Annotated in this window: 18 protein-coding genes; 12 read left to right on the top strand and 6 right to left on the bottom strand. The window is 71.1% G+C overall.

Annotation, left to right across the window (positions count from 1 at the left end; translation table 11 throughout):
• Nucleotides 1-23 precede the first annotated feature (23 nt).
• The 10 genes from ACSQ4M_RS18220 (at nucleotide 24) to ACSQ4M_RS18265 (ending at nucleotide 10685) form a co-directional block, all read left to right on the top strand.
• Nucleotides 24-1031 (top strand): ABC transporter substrate-binding protein, encoded by a 1008-nt coding sequence (locus ACSQ4M_RS18220; protein WP_436190836.1) that lies wholly within the window; start codon nucleotides 24-26, stop codon nucleotides 1029-1031.
• A gap of 113 nt (nucleotides 1032-1144) precedes the next feature.
• Complete coding sequence (locus ACSQ4M_RS18225; RefSeq protein WP_436190837.1) at nucleotides 1145-1780, top strand: LysE/ArgO family amino acid transporter; 636 nt, start codon at nucleotides 1145-1147, stop codon at nucleotides 1778-1780.
• 152 nt (nucleotides 1781-1932) lie between these two features.
• A complete protein-coding gene (locus tag ACSQ4M_RS18230; RefSeq protein WP_436190838.1) occupies nucleotides 1933-2955 on the top strand; it encodes an ABC transporter substrate-binding protein in 1023 nt (340 codons plus the stop codon).
• A 4-nt stretch (nucleotides 2956-2959) separates the two neighbouring features.
• Nucleotides 2960-3997, top strand: coding sequence for an ABC transporter permease (locus ACSQ4M_RS18235; RefSeq protein WP_436190839.1), 1038 nt, complete (start codon nucleotides 2960-2962; stop codon nucleotides 3995-3997).
• Complete coding sequence (locus ACSQ4M_RS18240; protein WP_436190840.1) at nucleotides 3991-4782, top strand: ABC transporter ATP-binding protein; 792 nt, start codon at nucleotides 3991-3993, stop codon at nucleotides 4780-4782. The genes ACSQ4M_RS18235 and ACSQ4M_RS18240 overlap by 7 nt, the downstream gene beginning before the upstream one ends.
• 3 nt (nucleotides 4783-4785) lie before the next feature.
• Nucleotides 4786-5937 carry a c-type cytochrome gene (locus ACSQ4M_RS18245; RefSeq protein ID WP_436190841.1) on the top strand — a complete coding sequence of 384 codons (1152 nt, stop codon included), beginning with the start codon at nucleotides 4786-4788 and terminating at the stop codon, nucleotides 5935-5937.
• Nucleotides 5938-5995: 58 nt separating this feature from the next.
• Entirely contained in the window at nucleotides 5996-6361 is a 366-nt protein-coding gene (locus ACSQ4M_RS18250; RefSeq protein WP_436194038.1) for a DUF2946 family protein, read from the top strand.
• 85 nt (nucleotides 6362-6446) lie between these two features.
• Nucleotides 6447-8738, top strand: a complete 2292-nt coding sequence (locus tag ACSQ4M_RS18255; RefSeq protein WP_436190842.1) for a TonB-dependent receptor — start codon at nucleotides 6447-6449, stop codon at nucleotides 8736-8738.
• A 16-nt stretch (nucleotides 8739-8754) separates the two neighbouring features.
• Nucleotides 8755-9615: a copper chaperone PCu(A)C gene (locus ACSQ4M_RS18260; protein ID WP_436190843.1), complete on the top strand. Its 861-nt coding sequence runs from the start codon at nucleotides 8755-8757 to the stop codon at nucleotides 9613-9615.
• A gap of 251 nt (nucleotides 9616-9866) precedes the next feature.
• Nucleotides 9867-10685, top strand: a complete 819-nt coding sequence (locus ACSQ4M_RS18265; RefSeq protein WP_436190844.1) for a THxN family PEP-CTERM protein — start codon at nucleotides 9867-9869, stop codon at nucleotides 10683-10685.
• A 1-nt stretch (nucleotide 10686) separates the two neighbouring features.
• Here ACSQ4M_RS18265 and ACSQ4M_RS18270 read toward each other — a convergent pair whose 3' ends face one another.
• From ACSQ4M_RS18270 to ACSQ4M_RS18285, 4 genes are read right to left on the bottom strand one after another with little or no spacing between them, the layout of a single operon-like run.
• Entirely contained in the window at nucleotides 10687-11730 is a 1044-nt protein-coding gene (locus ACSQ4M_RS18270) for a patatin-like phospholipase family protein (RefSeq protein ID WP_436190845.1), read from the bottom strand.
• Between the two features lie 25 nt (nucleotides 11731-11755).
• Nucleotides 11756-12067 (bottom strand): hemagglutinin, encoded by a 312-nt coding sequence (locus tag ACSQ4M_RS18275; RefSeq protein ID WP_436190846.1) that lies wholly within the window; start codon nucleotides 12065-12067, stop codon nucleotides 11756-11758.
• A 5-nt stretch (nucleotides 12068-12072) separates the two neighbouring features.
• Nucleotides 12073-12438, bottom strand: a complete 366-nt coding sequence (locus tag ACSQ4M_RS18280) for a TfoX/Sxy family protein (RefSeq protein WP_436190847.1) — start codon at nucleotides 12436-12438, stop codon at nucleotides 12073-12075.
• 7 nt (nucleotides 12439-12445) lie between these two features.
• Nucleotides 12446-12709, bottom strand: a complete 264-nt coding sequence (locus tag ACSQ4M_RS18285) for a VF530 family DNA-binding protein (protein WP_436190848.1) — start codon at nucleotides 12707-12709, stop codon at nucleotides 12446-12448.
• 93 nt (nucleotides 12710-12802) lie between these two features.
• Here ACSQ4M_RS18285 and ACSQ4M_RS18290 point away from each other — a divergent pair, with 93 nt between their 5' ends.
• Complete coding sequence (locus ACSQ4M_RS18290; protein WP_436190849.1) at nucleotides 12803-13735, top strand: sterol desaturase family protein; 933 nt, start codon at nucleotides 12803-12805, stop codon at nucleotides 13733-13735.
• On the opposite strand, the gene ACSQ4M_RS18295 is transcribed toward ACSQ4M_RS18290, so the two are convergent.
• Both ACSQ4M_RS18295 and ACSQ4M_RS18300 read right to left on the bottom strand, forming a co-directional pair.
• Nucleotides 13695-14810, bottom strand: coding sequence for an NADH:flavin oxidoreductase/NADH oxidase (locus tag ACSQ4M_RS18295; RefSeq protein WP_436190850.1), 1116 nt, complete (start codon nucleotides 14808-14810; stop codon nucleotides 13695-13697). The two genes, ACSQ4M_RS18290 and ACSQ4M_RS18295, sit on opposite strands and share 41 nt — an antisense overlap.
• A 1-nt stretch (nucleotide 14811) precedes the next feature.
• Entirely contained in the window at nucleotides 14812-15492 is a 681-nt protein-coding gene (locus tag ACSQ4M_RS18300; RefSeq protein WP_436190851.1) for a GntR family transcriptional regulator, read from the bottom strand.
• Between the two features lie 342 nt (nucleotides 15493-15834).
• Between ACSQ4M_RS18300 and ACSQ4M_RS18305 the strand changes: the two genes are divergently transcribed.
• Nucleotides 15835-16815, top strand: a complete 981-nt coding sequence (locus ACSQ4M_RS18305; RefSeq protein WP_436190852.1) for a Bug family tripartite tricarboxylate transporter substrate binding protein — start codon at nucleotides 15835-15837, stop codon at nucleotides 16813-16815.
• Nucleotide 16816: the final 1 nt, after the last annotated feature.

Consider the following 16816-nt stretch of genomic DNA (forward strand, 5'->3'; position numbering starts at 1 on the left):
GTTCTTCCTTCCCGGACCACGCCATGACCACTTCCGCATCCACCCTCACACGCCGCCGCGCCCTGCGCGCCACCGGCAGCGCCGCCATCGTCGCGGCCAGCGGCCTGCTGGCCGCGCGCGCCTGGTCGCAGCCGCGCAAGCTCAATTTCGCCTGGAACGCCACGGCCTTCTGCCTGTCGCCCGTGGTCGTCGCGCAGGAGCGCGGCTACTTCGAGCGCAACGGCCTCTCGGTGGAACTGACGAACTACACCGGCTCGACCGACCAGCTGCTCGAATCGCTGGCCACGGGCAAGGCCGATGCGGCGGTCGGCATGATCCACCGCTGGCTCAAGCCGCTGGAGTCGGGCTTCGACGTGAAGATCGTCGGCAGCTCGCACGGCGGCTGCGTGCGCCTGGTGGGCGTGAAGGAGGCCGGCGTGACGAAGCTCGCCGACCTCAAGGGCAAGACCATCGGTGTCTCCGACATCGCCAGTCCCGGCAAGAAGTTCTTCTCCATCCTGCTCAAGAAGAACGGCATCGACGCCGACAAGGACGTGGCCTGGCGCCAGTACCCGGCCGACCTGCTGGACATCGCCGTGAACAAGGGCGAGATCCAGGCCATCGCCGACGGCGACCCCAACATCTACCTGATCGAGAAGCGCAACAAGGCGCGCTACGTGGAGATCGCCACCAACCTCTCGGGCGAGTACAAGGACAAGGTCTGCTGCATCCTTGGCGCGCGCGGCGAGCTCGTGCGCAAGGACAGGCCCGTGGTGGCTGCACTGGTGCGCTCCATCGTGCAGGCCTCCGACTACGTGGCCGACAACCCCAACGAATCGGCCAAGCTGTTTGCCAGCTACGCACCCAAGGTTGGCGTGGACGACCTGCAGGCGCTGCTGGGCACGCTCACGCACCGCCACCACCCGACCGGGCGCAGCCTGCGCGACGAGGTGGAGTTCTATGCGCGCGACTTCCAGTCGGTGGGGGTGCTCAAGCCGGGGACGAACGCGGCGCGCTTCGCGGACCACGTGTCGGTGGACGTGCTGGGCTGACGGCGGGCCGTCCGGGCACAGGCGTCGCTGCGCCGACCCTGCGCGGCTTTATGATTCCGGCTCACCCCCATTGAATCCGGTCCAGCTTGAGAGGTTGTCGGTAGCGCACCGACATGGTCGACCTCTCTGCACTGCCGCAAGGCTTTGTCCTCGGGCTGGGCATGTTCATCTGCCCCGGCCCCAAGGATGTCCTGATCCTGCGCGAGGCCCTGGCCGGGCGTTCCGCGGTGCAACTGGTCGGCATCGGGACCGGCAGCGATGTGGCGCTGATCGCGTTGAGCATGCTCGGGCTGTCCGCTGCCCTGCAAGCGGCGCCCGGGCTGCAGTCGGCGGCGCAGGTGCTGGGCATCGGGCTGTTGTTGCTGCACGGGGTCCAGGCGGCGCGCAGCGCGCTGATCGGCCATCCCGCGGCGCTGGGCGCCGGTGCGCACGCAAGTGCCCGCGCTGGACGCGGCTTGCGCCAACTGCTGTTCGTCTCCTTGCTGAACCCTACCGCCTGGCTCGACACCGTGCTCGTCATCGGCACGGTCGGCGCTGCCTTGCCGTCCGGATCACGGCTGGGCTATGCCGTCGGCGCCATGTGTGCATCGCTGGTGTGGTTCCTGGCGTGGGTCGCTGGCGCCCGTCACGCGCAACGCTGGATGGGCAACGCGCGCGCCTGGCGGGGTCTGGACGCGGGCATCGCGCTGGCGATGCTGGGGCTGGCGGCCTGGATGGCTGCGGGCCTGGTCGCGCCGACGCCACCATGACAGCGTTCGCGGCCAGGTGACCGCGCTGGGATGGCGTGCTGTGTGAATCTCTCATTTGCGCATATCCAATCGCGTTTTGCTGCGTTGGAAAAGCACGCAGTGCCCACTACCGTCGCTGCATTCTTGGTCCACGACGGAGAGGGAGTCTCACCATGTCCAGCCTGCACAGTCCGCACACACCCACCTGGTCGCGCCGCAAGCTCGTGCGCACCGCCAGCCTCGCCGCCGTGGCCGCCTCGGGCACGCTGCTGGCCTCGCGCGCACGCTCGCAGCCGCGCAAGCTGACCTTCGCCTGGAGCCAGGCGGGCTTTTGCCTGACGCCGGTGCCCGTGGCGCTGGAGCGCGGCTTCTTCCAGCAGAACGGGCTGGATGTGGAACTGCTGAACTGGGCCGGCGCGGCCGACCAGCTGCTCGAGGCCGTGGCCACGGGCAAGGCCGACGTGGCCGTGGGCCTGATCCACCGCTGGGTCAAGCCGCTGGAGGCGGGGCTGGACGTCAAGCTCGTCAGCAGCGTGCACGGCGGCTGCCTGCGCCTGGTGGCGGCCCAGGGCGGTGGCATCACCAGCGACGTGAAGAGCTTCAAGGGCAAGGTCATCGGCGTGTCCGATCTCAACAGCCCGGCCAAGCAGTTCTATGCGATCCACCTGGCCAAGCGCGGCGTGGACATCGACAAGGACGTGGAATGGCGCGTCTACCCGGCCGACCTGCTGGATGGCGCGGTCAAGAAGGGCGAGATCCAGGCGATCGCCGACGGCGACCCCAACCTGTACCTGATCGAAAAGCGCAACCCTGGCCTGTTCACCGAGATCGGCAACAGCGCCAAGGGCGAGTACGCCGAGCGCATCTGCTGCGTGGTCGGCGCGCGCGCCCAGTTCGCGCAGAAGGACAAGCCCCACGCCGCCGCCGTGGTGCGCGCGCTGGCCCAGGCCTCCAACTACGTGGCCGAGAACCCCAACGAGGCCGCGAAGATCTACCACAAGTACACGCCCAAGGTGCCCGTGGAAGACCTGCAGAAGCTGCTGGCCGAGCTGACCTACAAGCACCACCCGGCCGGCGCGCCGCTGCGCACCGAGGTCGAGGCCTTCGCGCGCGACTTCCACAACGCCGGCATCCTGAAGAAGAGCACGGACGTGGTGCGCTTCGCCAACCACGTGTCGCTGGACGTGCTGGGCTGATCCCATGAGCGCACTCGCACCATCCTTCGAGCCCGCGTCGCAGCGCCCGGCGGCGGCACGTCCCGCGCTGCAGGCGCAGCCGCCCGGCGGCATCTGGCGCACGGGCATTCTTGCTGCCCTGGCCTGGATCGGCCTGGGCGTGCTGACGCTGGCCTGGCCCAACAAGCCCATCGGCTTTTCCGACTGGGCCTTCACCGAGGCGTTCGGCATCACCGCACTCACGGTGGCGGCACTGGTGCTGGCGGTCGCATTGCTCGGCGCGCGCGCCGGCCCAGTGGGCCGCAAGCTGCGGCCCGCGGGCCAGTGGCTGGTGGCAGCGCCCTTGCTGCTGGCGCTGTGGGAGCTGCTGACGGCCAAGCTCGGCCTGTTGCCGCCGCCGTTCTTCGCGCCGCCGCAGAGCCTGATCGACGTGGTGGTGGAGGACTGGAGCCGGCTCGGCCTGTCGACCGCGCACTCGCTGCGGCTGCTGGCCAACGGCCTGGTGTTCGGCGCGCTCGTGGGCTTCCTCGCGGGTGTGTGGATCGGCTGGTCGCGCATCGCGGGCTACTGGGTGCATCCGCTGCTGCGCTTCCTGGGGCCGGTGCCGGCCTCGGCGCTGCTGCCGCTGGCCTTCTTCTTCGCGCCGTCGAGCTACTCGGCCGCCGTGTTCCTGGTGGCGCTGGCCACCTTCTTTCCGGTCGCGGTGCTGACCTGGTCGGGCGTGGCCTCGGTGCCCAAGAGCTACTACGACGTGGCACGCACGCTGGGTGCGTCCGAATGGTTCCTGGTGCTGCGCGTGGCGATCCCGGCGGCGCTGCCGCAGGTCTTCGTCGGCCTGTTCATGGGCCTGGGCGCCTCGTTCTCGGTGCTGGTCACGGCCGAGATGATGGGCGTGAAGGCCGGGCTGGGCTGGTACCTGCAATGGGCCCAGGGCTGGGCCGCCTACGCCAACATGTACGCGGCGCTGCTGGTCATGGCGGTGCTGTGCTCGGGCCTCATCACGCTGCTGTTCACGGTGCGCGACCGCGTGCTGTCCTGGCAGAAGGGGACGGTCAAATGGTGAGCACGGTGCAGGCCACGCCAGTGGTGAAGAAGGGCGCGCACATCGCGGTGCAGCAGGTCAGCCACTGGTTCGAACAGAAGGGCAGCGCGCTGCAGGTGCTCGATGGCGTGGACCTCACGGTCGCGCCGGGCGAGTTCGTCGCGCTGCTGGGTCCCAGCGGCTGCGGCAAGTCCACGCTGCTGCGGCTGGTCGCGGGCCTGGAGCCCGCCACCACCGGCACGCTGACGCAGGACGGCACGCCGATCACGCGGCCCGATCCCTCGCGCATCGTGGTGTTCCAGGACCCCACGCTGTTCCCCTGGCGCACGGTCTGGGACAACGTGGCGCTGGGCCCGCAGGCGCGCGGCCTGCTCAAGGACCAGCGCGCGCGCGTCGATGCGGCGCTCAAGCTCGTGGGCCTGTCGGACTTCGCGGCGAGCTTTCCGCACCAGCTCTCGGGCGGCATGGCGCAGCGCGTGGCGCTGGCGCGCGCGCTCGTCAATGACCCGCAGCTGCTGGTGCTCGACGAGCCGCTGGGCAAGCTCGACTCGCTCACGCGCATCGCGATGCAGAGCGAACTCGTGGCGCTGTGGCAGCGGGCCGGCTTCTCGGCGCTGCTGGTCACGCACGACGTGGAGGAGGCGCTGTTCCTGGCCCAGCGCGTGATCGTGCTGAGCGACCGACCTGCGCGCATCACGGCCGAACTCAAGGTCGACCTGCCGTACCCGCGCCAGCGCGGTCACCAGCGCCTGGCCGAACTGCGCCACGAGGCGCTGCGCCACCTGGGCCTGGACGCCACCTGGTAGCCGATGCCCCCTGCAACGGAGTGGCTGAACCAGCTCATCGCCGCACTGCAATCCGCCCAGTACGGGCTGCTGCGGCTGCTCGGTGCGCTGGGGTTGGTGCCGCCGCTGGACGGCCAGCCGGCCTGGCCGTTCGCCTTGCGCCTGTCGGGCGAGAACCTGCTGATCGACCTGGGCCAGGCGCGCCGCCTGGGCTGGACGTTGGCGGCCCTGGCGCTGGCCGCGCTGCTGGTGCTGCTGGCCCTGTTCTGGCGGCGTGGCCGCTGGCTGCTGCTGGCCGGCGTGCCCGTGCTGCTGTTGGCCGCGCCCTGGCCCGAGGCGCGCGTGCTGCTGGTGCCGGCCACGCCGGCCAGCTTCCACCGCTCGCCGACGGGCTTCTCGGCCCAGGCCATCGTGCAGGGCCAGGCGCTCTACGCGCAGCACTGCCTGGCCTGCCACGGCGCGGACGGGCGCGGCCAGGGGCCGTTGGCCGCGGCGCAGCCGGTCTGGCCGCCGAACTTCGCCGGGCCCTTGCTCTGGCGGCGGGCCGATGGCGACCTCTGGTGGCATGTGCTGCACGGCGTGCGTGGGCGCGGTGGCCAGGCCACCATGGCCGGCTTCGGCGATCGGCTCTCCGACGACGAGGCCTGGGCGCTGATCGATTTCATGAAGGCCCAGGGCGCCGGCCAGGCCTTGCGCGCGGCCGGCTTCTGGCCGCAACCCGTGGGCCTGCCGGATGTGGCGGTGCAGTGCGCGGGGCGGGGCGAGCGGCCGCTGCGCAGCTGGAGCGGGCAGCGGGTGCGCGTGGTGGCCGAAGGGGCAGGACAGGTGCTCGAAGACCCGCGCTTCGTCACCGTGCTGCTGCGGCCCGCGGCATCGCGGGCGCCGGCACCGGCGCTCGACTGCGTGGCCAGCGGCGATGCGGCCTGGCAGGCCTTCGCCCTGATCACGGGCAGCGAGGCGCTGGCCGGCACGCAGCTGCTGGCCGACCGCGATGGCTGGGCGCGCGCGCGCTCGGCGCCGGGCCAGGCCGGCTGGTCCGAGGACGACCTGCTGTGCCGCACGGAAGGCCAGCCGCGCGCGCCTGCGGGCGATGCGCGGGCCGATGGGCTGTCGGCCCTGATCGCGGCCATGGACGCCGAGCCGGTGCGCTACGTCAAGGGCGGCTTCGTGCATTGAGCACACCCTCATGCACAATCGCCACCCCATGCACGCCTTGCTCCGCCTGATCGCCCGCATGCCCCTGGTGGCAGGCCGGCGGCCGGGTGCAGGCCTGGTACGCGGCGTGCTCGCGCTGTTCCTGCTGTCGCTGGGCGCGGCCATCGCCTCGCCCGTGGTCAAGCCGCAGGCCATGGAGCTGATCTGCTCGGGCGCCGGCCTCATCAAGGCCGTGGTGCACACCGACGACGGCGTGCAGGAGATGGGCGCCGGCCACCTGGACTGCCCGCTGTGCGTGCTGGGCGGCGCGCCGCCGCTGCCGACCGCGGCCGCGCTGCCGGCCGTGCTGCCGCTGGGCCATGCGGTCCAGCCCATCCCCGCCGCGCGCATCGCCGCGGCCACCGCGGCGCCGCTGCCGGCGCGCGGACCGCCCTCGCTCGGCTGACATTGCCATCGATGGCGTAGCGCTGCTGCGCCCTTCCTTCGCCATGCAGCGGCGGGCCGTGCCCGCCATCCGAGAGAGTTGTTCCATGCACAAGATCACCGTGCTGCTGTCGGGCGCCTTCGCGGCCGGCGCAGCCCTGGCGCAGGCCGCCGACGCGGCGCCCGAGCGCCAGAAATCCCTGGGCGTCGTGACCGTCAGCGGCGGCCAGCCCAGCTCGCTACCCACGCAGATCCCGACCACCGTGGAGGGCGTCACGCGCGCACAGATCGCCACCACCGTCAACGCCACCGATGCCGAGGACGCGCTGAAGTACCTGCCCAGCCTGCTGGTGCGCAAGCGCTACATCGGCGACTACAACCACGCCATCCTGTCCACGCGCGCCTCGGGCACGGGCAACAGCGCACGCTCGGCCGTCTATGCCGACGGCATTTTGCTGTCGAACTTCCTGGGCAACGGCATCGCCAACGGCACGAACTACGCGCCGCGCTGGGGCCTGGTCACGCCCGAGGAGATCGAGCGCGTGGACGTGATGTACGGCCCGTTCTCGGCCGCTTACCCGGGCAACTCGGCCGGCGCCGTGGTCGACTACGTGACGCGCATGCCGAAGAAGCTGGAGGCCCACATCCGCCTGGGCTACGCGGCCCAGCCCAACAGCCTGTACGGAACGGACCGCACCTTCACCTCCTGGCAGACCAGCGCCTCGCTGGGCAGCAGGAGCGGCGACTGGTCCTGGTGGCTGGCGCTGCAGCGCGGCCGCAGCGAAGGCCAGCCGCAGACCTTCGCCACCGCGCTGCAGTCGGCCGGCCAGGCCGGTGGCAGCGGCGTGCCCGTGACGGGCGCGGTGCCGGGCCGCAACCTCACGGGCCAGCCCTGGTGGCTGCTGGGCAGCGCCACGCAGTACACCACCGTGCAGGACCAGGCCAAGCTCAAGCTGGCCTACGACATCACGCCGCAGCTGCGCGCCAGCTACACCCTGGGCTGGTGGCAGAACCAGTCCGAAGGCCGGTCGCAGAGCTGGCTGCGCGATGCGGCCGGCAACCCCGTCTATAGCGGCCCGGTGCAGATCGACGGGCGCAGCTACCAGCTGGGCGCGACGGCCTTCCCCTCGACCGACGACGCGCAGACGCACTGGATGCACGGCTTCTCGCTCAAGAGCCGCACCCAGGGCACCTGGGACTGGGAGCTCGTGGCCAGCCTGTACGACTACGCCCGGGACCGCCAGCGCGCGCCCACCACTGCGCTGCCGCAGGCCGCCAACGGCGGCGCTGGCACGCTGCAGACGCAGGACGGCACGGGTTGGAACCAGTTCGCGGCCAAGGGCACCTGGCGGCCGCAGGGCGTCGGCGGGGAACACACCGTGGACTTCGGTCTGGGCCGCGATGCCTATGAACTTAACATCGCCAAGACGGCGGTTTCCAGCGACTGGCGCAGCGGCGAGGGTGGCGCGCTCGTGAGCCAGGTCGGCGGCCGCACCAGCACCTGGTACGGCTGGGCGCAGGACGCCTGGGCCTTCGCACCGCAGTGGAAGGCCGTGCTGGGCGCACGCTTTGAGCGCTGGCAGGCCGAGGACGGCCTGAGCGCCATGGCCAGCAGCCGGCTGGCCTACGCTGCGCGCAGCCAGTCCGACGTCTCGCCCAAGGCCGCGTTGGCATACCAACTCACGCCGCAGACCGTGCTCAAGGCCTCGCTCGGCCGCGCCGTGCGCTACCCCACCGTGGGCGAGCTGTATGGCGCCACCTCGGGCGGCGCGCTGGACTTCGTCAACGACCCGAATCTCAAGCCCGAGAAATCCTGGACCAGCGAACTCACGGCCGAGCGCGACCTCGGCACCGGCCTGGCCCGCGCCACCTTGTTCCACGAGACCACGCGCGATGCGCTCATCAGCCAGCTGATCCCCAATAGCACGGTCTCGCGCGTGCAGAACGTGGACAAGGTGCGCACGGTCGGCGTGGAGCTGGCGGCCAACGCGAGCGATGTGGCCCTGCGCGGCCTGGATCTCTCCGGCAGCCTGACCTTCGCCAACAGCAAGACCGTGGCCAATGCGGCGAACCCGGCCAGCGTGGGCAAGTGGCAGCCGCGCGTGCCGCGCTGGCGCGCCACGGCGCTGGCCACCTGGCGGGCCGACGACCGCTGGTCCGCCACGCTGGCCGCGCGCTACAGCGGCCGCCAGTACAGCAACCTGGACAACAGCGACACCAACCCCTTCACCTACTTCGGGGCCAGCCGCTACCTCACGCTGGACCTGCGGCTGCGTTGGCAGATCGACCGGCAGTGGTCGGCCGCCTTCGGCATCGACAACCTCAACAACCAGCAGTTCTGGGCCTTCCACCCCTATCCGCAGCGCACCTACCACGCGCAGCTCCAGTTCGACCTCTGACACAAGGACCACCGTCATGCGCTCTTTGCTCCTGCCCCTGATCGCCGCCGCCGCGCCGGCCTTCGCCCACATCACGCTGCCGCCCGGCGGGGCCGCCGCCGGCAGCGACTACGAGGCCGCGTTCCGCGTCGGCCATGCCTGCAAGGACACGGCCGCCACCACCGCCGTCACGGTGCGCCTGCCCGAGGGCTTCACGCTGGTGGAGGCCCAGCCGCGCGCCGGCTGGACGCTTGCCAGCAGCGCACGCGAGGTGCGCTGGACGGCCGACGCCGCCAGCGCGCTGCCCGACAAGGAGCGTGCCGAGTTTGTGGTGCGCGGCAAGCTGACCGGCCAGCCGGGCACGCTGTGGTTCCCGGTGCGCCAGGACTGCGGCGCGCAGAGCGCCGACTGGGCCCAGCTGCCGGGTGCCGACGCCAGCGCCAAGCTGCCGTTCCCGGCGGCCCGGCTGGACGTGCTGCCGCCCGGCGTGGCCGCGGTGGACGTGAAGAACGCCTGGGCCCGGCCCAGCGTGCCGGGCCAGAGCGGCACGGGCGCCTTCATGCAGCTCAGCGCGCCGCAGGGCCTGCGCCTGGTGGGTGTGGCGACGCCGCTGGCCGGCGTGGCCGAGCTGCACGAGATGCAGATGGACGGCAACACCATGCGCATGCGCGAACTCAAGGACGGCCTGGCACTGCCGGCGCGCCAGACCGTGGAGCTCAAGCCGGGTGGCTACCACCTGATGCTGATGGACCTCAAGCAGCCGCTGGCCAAGGGCACGCAGCTGCCGCTGACGCTGCGCTTCATCGACGCCAGGGGCGCGGCCAGCCAGCGCGAGGTGCAGGTGCCGGTGGGCGTGCCCGAGGGGCAGGCCGCACCGGCCGGCGGCCACGTGCATTGAATCGGCCGAATATGACGCCGCGTGCGCCGAAGTGAATGCGTGTGATGTTTCGATACTCCGGATGTCGATCGAAATCACCGAATATCGAGAGCCATCGTCGGAATAACTGACAGCCAGTGATTCTCCGCATTCTTCGATCAATTCAAAGAGCCTGACGGCAATGGAGAATATCGAGAAGGGCATGCAGATTGCTGATTCAAAAGGGTCAACCCCGGTTGGCTTTCTTCTGTTTCAGCATTTGAGGATCTGTTATGCGACACATCACATTCACCCGCGCCGGCCTTGCGGCAACCCTGGCTTTGGCCGCCTGCGCGGCCTCGGCGGCACCCGTCACCACCTGGACCTACGCGATCACCAGCGCGTTCGACACCGACCCCTCGGTGACGACCTTCGTGAGTTCGGGCACCAACCCGGCCAACCCGGTCAACAGCAGCACCAGCTACTGGACCAGCGACACGCTGCTGCAGTGGGGCCAGAAGAACGGCAGCATCGCCGCCGGCACGCGCAGCGGCCTGGAGATCACGAACACGCCGGCCACGGGCACCGTGGACACCAACGGCAGCTTCGTCGCCGCCAACAGCTACACCCACTACAACAACAACGCACTGGGCGCCAACAGCTATACGCTGTCCACCACTAAGATCGATTCGGTGCTGACGCTGTATGCCGATGGCGTCGAGCAGGCATTTTCCACGGCCTACAGCGTTTATTTCCTGGAAACGCCCAATACCAACGCCACCTGCCCCGTACAGGAAACCAATCCCTGCAGCGACATTTTCGTCCTGGTGGGTTCTTTCGGTGAATCCTTTACCTACAACGGCTACGAATACAGCTTCGAATTCGTGTCCGATCCCTCGTTCACCCAATTGACCGACGCGCAGTGCGTGGCGGCGGGCTACGAGGCCGGCTGCTATGGCTTTGCCACGCCCGAAGGGCAGGACTACACGGTGAACTTCGCGTTCCGCGTGGTCGCGACCGAGGTGCCGGAGCCGGCCTCGGTCGCGCTGGTGGGCCTGGGCCTGCTGGGCCTGGCCGGCGTGCGCCGCCGCAAGAACGGCAAGCAGGGCTGATTCAGCCCTGGGCCACCGCGCGCAGCCCCGTGCTGCCGCGCTGGCCCACCTGGCGCGCGGGCCCGGCCAGCCAGGCCTGCGCCGCCGCGCGGCCCGCGTCGCGCAGGCGCTCGAGGAAGGGCAGGTGCGCGATCAGCCGCGTCTCGCCGCGCAGCGCGGCCAGTACCGGCCCGCCGTCCACCAGGTGCCAGCGCGCGCGGGCGATGCGCGCGGCCACGCCGCCGTCGGGCCACCAGCGCTGGCCGGCATCGGCCTGCAGCGTGGCCAGCAGCTCCAGTTCGCGCAGGAAGGGCGCCTGGAACGCGATGTCCATCGCCCGCTCGGCGATCTCGGCGCGCTGGCGCGGCGTGCGCGCATGCTGGCGCGGCGCCAGCAGCACGAGCAGTGTGTCGGCGGCGCAGCGCGCATCCGCGAGCAGCGGCAGCAGGGCCGGGTTGGCGCTGTAGCCGCCGTCCCAGTAGGGCTCGCCGGCGATGTCCACTGTGTGGTGCAGCGTGGGCAGGCAGGCCGAGGCCAGCAGCGCGTCCAGGGTGAGCGCCGCGTTGTCGAAGACCTTGAGCCGGCCGCTGTTGGCATGCGTGGCGGCGATCGCCAGCCGCGGTGCGTCCGCCCGGCGCAGCGCGGCGAAGTCCAGCTGCTCGGCCAGCAGTTCGCGCAGCGGATCGCGGCCCAGCGGGTTGAGCTCGTGCGGCGCGAACAGCTGCGACCACTGCAGCATGAGCCGCGCCAGCGGGTTGAAGGCCAGCGCATCGTCCTCGCCCACGGTCAGCCATTCGAAGGGCACGCGCGTGCCGATGGCGCTCCAGAAGCCGGCCAGCGCCGCGCGTGCGGCCTTGGGTCCGCCCTGCACCAGCCCATGGGCCAGCAGCACGCCGTTGATGGCGCCGGCGCTGGTGCCGCTGATGCCGGCGATGGCGAAGCGGTCGGCCTCCAGCAGGGCGTCCAGCACGCCCCAGGTGAAGGCGCCGTGGGCGCCGCCGCCCTGCAGGGCCAGGTTCAGGGCCGGACGGTGGGGGGTGAGGAAGGGCAGGGTGGGCCAGCGCATGCCTGCAGCATGCCATGGTCATTTGTCAGGGCTTGCCGCGGTAGCGGCCGGGCCGGGCGGCGCCGTCGATGATCTGGCGCCAGGACTTGCCCTGGGCGTGCAGCTGCTCGGCCGAGGGGCCCAGCGCGTTGCCGTAGCGCGAGCGGGTCCAGGCCTCGAGCCGGGCCAGTTCGTCGGCCGGCGTGCCGGCGCGAAAGCGCTGCTTGAGCGCATTGCGCTGCGCCACGGTCCAGCGCGCCACCTGCTCCTCCCCGCTGCCCGTGGCGAGGCGTTGCTCGGCCGCGGTGCGCAGCGCGGCGACCTCGGCTTCGTATTGCGCGCGCAGGTCGGCGGCCATGGGCTTCAGCGGCGCGCGCTGCCTTGCTTCGCGGCGGCCGGGCGCGCGGGCTTGGCCGCACGCAAGGCGGCGTCCCAGGCCAGGCGGGCCCAACGCGCGGCCTCCTCGCGGTCGTCGAAGACCTCGGCCGGCGCCTCGTGGTAGTTCATGCGCGCGGTCGCGCCCTGGCGCGCGTATTCGAAGGGCGGCAGGCCGCGGGCCTCGAACGCGGCCCGGTTCTGCGCGTCCGTCTTGAGGTACAGCCGTCCGCTCGCCACCAGCGCGAACATGCGCCCCTCGTGGAACACGCCATGGCCACCGAACATGCGGCGCACCGCGATGCGGCCGAAGCGCTCGAAGACCTCGTGCAGGTTGTCGCTGAATTCGCTCATGGGGTTCTCAGGCCCGGCCGGCGCGGCGCTGCTCGCGCAGCATGAACAGGTACAGGCCTTCGACCTTCTCGCGCGCCCACGGCGTCTTGCGCAGGAACCTGAGGCTGGAGGCGATGCTGGGGTCGTGCGTGAAGCAGCGCACGGGGACGCGCTGGCCCAGCTCGGGCCAGCCGAAATGGGCCACGAGCTCGGTCAGGATGCGCTCCAGCGTGAGGCCGTGCAGGGGATTGCGCGGTTGCGCGGGCGGGGATGGGGGCAGGCTGTCGTTCACGTGGCGATGCTGCCACAGACGGGCCGCGGGTTTGCGTGCCTCGCCCTGGCGCGCGCACGCGCGCACAATCGGCCGCCCCCAGATGCCCACGCCATGAACACCATCGAGAAGATCCTGCTGTTCGGTGCCGCGCCCGCCGTGCTGGCGCTGTCGCTGCTGGAGGCCGTCGTGCTGTCGCTGCGTGGGGGCTACGACTGGCGGGCCTACGGCGTCTCGCTGTTCGACTATGCCGGGCGCATCGCGCTCACGGTCTTCGTGCCGTTCACCATCGCCGCGCCGCTGGTGCGCTGGGTCGAGCAGCACCGGCTGGCGACGATCCCGGTGGATTCGGTCTCGGCGGCGCTGCTGCTCTTCGTGCTGCTGGAGTTCTTCTACTACTGGCTGCACCGCGCCGGCCACCGCGTGCGCTGGTTCTGGTGCAACCATGCCGTGCACCACACCCCCAACCAGCTGAACCTGGGCGCCTCGCTGCGCATCGGCATGTTCGGCAAGCTGACCGGCAACGTGGTGTTCCTGCTGCCCCTGGTCTGGCTGGGCTTCGAGCTGCGGCTGGTGCTGGCCGCGCTGACGCTGAACCTGCTCTACCAGTTCTGGCTGCACGCCACCTGGATCCCCAGGCTGGGCTGGCTGGAATACTGGCTCAACACGCCTTCGGCCCACCGCGTGCACCATGCGGCCAACCTGGAGTACCTGGACGCCAACTACGGCGGTGTGCTGATCGTCTTCGACCGGCTGTTCGGCACCTACGTGGCCGAGCGCGACGCGCTGCCGTGCCGCTACGGCCTGGTGCACCCGATGACGAGCCGCAACCCGTTCCGTGTGGAGCTGGCGCAGTGGATCGCGTTGGCGCGCGACCTTGCCCGCGCACGCAGCCTGCGCGCGCTGCTGGGGCACCTGGCCATGCCGCCGGGCTGGTCGCCCACCGGCGCGCACGAGACCACCGAGGCGCTGCGCGCGCAAGCTGCCAGCCCGGCGGCGCCGCCGCTCAGCGCGCCCCGAACGCCGCGCCTGCGAACAGATCCTTGAATTCGCGCGGCTGCGAGCGCCAGTACTGGCGCGGCGCGACCACCTGGGCGCCGAGCCTGGCCGCGGCATGCCAGGGCCAGTGCGGGTCGTAGAGCAGGCCGCGGGCCAGGGCCACGGCGTCGGCCCGGCCTTCGGCGACGATGGCCTCGGCCTGCTCGGGCTCGGTGACGAGGCCCACGGCGATGGTCGGCAGGCCGGTCTCGGCCTTCAGGCGTTCGGCGAACGGCACCTGGTAGAGCGGCCCCAGCGCGATGGCCTGCCGCGGCGAGACCCCGCCCGAAGAGACGTGGATGGCCGCGCAGCCGCGCGCCTGCAGTGCCTGCGCCAGCGCCACGGTGCTGTCCAGATCCCAGCCGCCCGGCACCCAGTCGGTGGCCGAGACGCGCACCCAGACCGGCTTGCCGGGCGTGAAGGCCTCACGCACGGTGTCGAACACCTCCAGCACGAAGCGCATGCGGTTGTCCAGGCTGGCGCCGTAGGCGTCGTCGCGCTGGTTGGACAGCGGCGACAGGAACTGGTGCAGCAGGTAGCCGTGCGCGGCGTGGATCTCGATGCCGTCCAGGCCCAGCCGGGCGGCGCGGCGGGCCGCGGCGGCGAAGGCCTCGCGCACGCGGCGCAGGCCGGCGGCGTCGAGCGCCAGCGGGGCCTCTTCGCCGGGCGCGTGCGGCAGGGCCGAGGCCGAGACGCCTTGCCAGCCGCCGGGCTCGGTCGTGCGCACCTGGGTGCCGCCATCCCAGGGCGCGCGGCTGGAGGCCTTGCGCCCGGCATGGCCGAGCTGGATCGCCACCGGCATGGGCGAATGCGCGCGCAGCGCGGCCAGCACGCGGGCCAGGCCGGCTTCGTTGGCGTCCGAGTACAGGCCCAGGTCGCCCAGGCTGATGCGGCCTTCGGCTTCGACCGCCGTGGCCTCCAGGACCAGCAGGCCGGCGCCCGACAGCGCGAGCCGGCCCAGGTGGATCAGGTGCCAGTCGCCCGGCGTGCCCTCGCTGGCCGAGTACTGGCACATGGGGGCGACCACGATGCGGTTGGCCAGCCGCAGCGGGCCGATCTGCAGGGGCTGGAAGAGTTGGCTCATCTCATGCAGTGGGTGTGGCGGTGTCGGCGGGGCGCGGTGCGGTGATGCCGGCGATGGTGCGCAGGATGTGGGCGCGCACCAGGGCTTCGACGCCCTCGGCATCGCCGGCCTTGAGCGCCACGAGGATCTCGCGGTGCACGTCCTGCACGTAGTCGACCGAAGGCCGGTTCTCCATCCAGACGCGCATGAGTGGCTCGATCACCGAATGCAGCGCCGAGATCTGGTGCATCAGCCGCGGTGCGTCGCTGACGGCGCACAGGCGTTCGTGGAATTGCCGGTGCACCGTGATCCAGTCCGAGGTGTGGGCCGCGCTGCGCTGCATCCTGGCCAGCAGTTGCTCCAGGTCGTGGATGTCGTCCGCGCTCACGCGCCGCGCCGCCATGGCTGCGGCCAGGCCTTCGAGCACGGCGCGCATCTCGAACACCTCGCGCACTTCCTTCTCGGTGAGGTCGCGCACCACGGCCCCGCGGTTGGGCCGCATCACGATCAGGCCCTCGGCCGCCAGCCGGTTCAAGGCCTCGCGCACGGGCATGCGGCTCATGCCCAGTGCGCTGGCGATCTCCTCGGGCACCAGGCGCGCACCGGGCCGCTGCAGCCCCATGCGGATGGCATGGCGGATGTGCTGGTAGGCCTCCTCCTGGGCGGTCGAGTGGGTGGATTCGAACGAGGAGGAGCGTTGCATCAGCATCAATGAGGCGGGGGATTTGCACGAAAGGCGGCGCGATTCTATGAGGGGGTCCGGCCTGTGCGCTGGCGCCGGACGGTGCCTTGCCGCGGTGCGAGATGCACGGCGCCGGTGCATGGCGCTGCTGTTGCCTGTGCGTTCAGTCCTGCGCCACCCGCGACATCCGGGCGATGGGCACGCCGGCAGACCCTGGCCTGGCACTTGCTTTACAGACGCATTCCGCAAATTGGATCCAAATATCCAAATATCCAGAAATTGCGGGATACTCGCGGCGGCCTCGGGCTCGCGGCCGCCAGACCAGACCCTTCGACCCTTCATTCGTCAGACAGGATTCCTTCCATGATTCTTGAGTCGTTGCGCACGTCCATCCTGGCGGCCATGGTCCTGGCAGTGGGCAGCGCCAGCGCGCAAACGCCCGCGCCGGCCTGGCCCGCCAAGCCGGTCCGCATCGTGGTGCCGTTCTCGGCCGGCGCCGCCACGGACCTGATCAGCCGGCAACTCGGCACCGGCCTGGCCAAGGCCCTGGGCCAGGCCTTCGTCGTCGAGAACAAGCCCGGCGCCGCCGCCATGATCGGCAGCGACGCGGCGGCGCGCGCGCCCGGCGACGGCTACACGCTGCTCATGAGCGGCCCGGCCTCGATGGTGACCAACCGCTTCCTCTACAAGAAGCTCAGCTACGACCCCGATGCGTTCGCGAAGGTGGCGGTGGTGGCCATCACGCCCAACGTGCTGCTGTCCCACCCCGCGCTGCCGTTCAAGACCGTGCCCGAGATGGTGGCCTACGCCAAGGCCCATCCGGGCAAGCTGACCTATGCCTCGTTCGGCGCCGGCACCACCTCGCACATGGCCGGCGAGATGCTGCGCCAGCAGGCCGGCATCGACATCGTGCACGTGCCCTACAAGGGCGCGGGCGAGGCCATCCCGGCGCTGCTGTCGGGCCAGGTGTCCATGTACTTCGACACCATCATGACCGCGCTGCCGCAGGTCAAGGCCGGCAAGCTCAACGCGCTGGGCGTGTCCAGCGCCACGCGCTCCGCGATGGCGCCGGAGATTCCCACCATCGCCGAGCAGGGCTACCCGGGCTACGACATCGCGCCCTGGTACGGCATCGTTGCCAGCCCCGGCACGCCGCAGCCCATCGTGGCCCGCCTGAACACCGAGATCAACAAGCTGCTGCAGGATGCCGCGTTCCGCGACAGCCTGGCCGCCACCGGCGCGGAGCCGCGCGGCGGCTCGGTCGCCGACTTCGAGGCCTTCGTGCGCACCGAGGTGCCGCGCACCGAGAAGCTGGTGCAGCAGTCCGGCCTCACCATGCAGTAGC

Origin of the sequence: Pseudorhodoferax sp. LjRoot39, from assembly GCF_964253035.1 — a bacterium.
Lineage (GTDB): Bacteria > Pseudomonadota > Gammaproteobacteria > Burkholderiales > Burkholderiaceae_C > Pseudorhodoferax.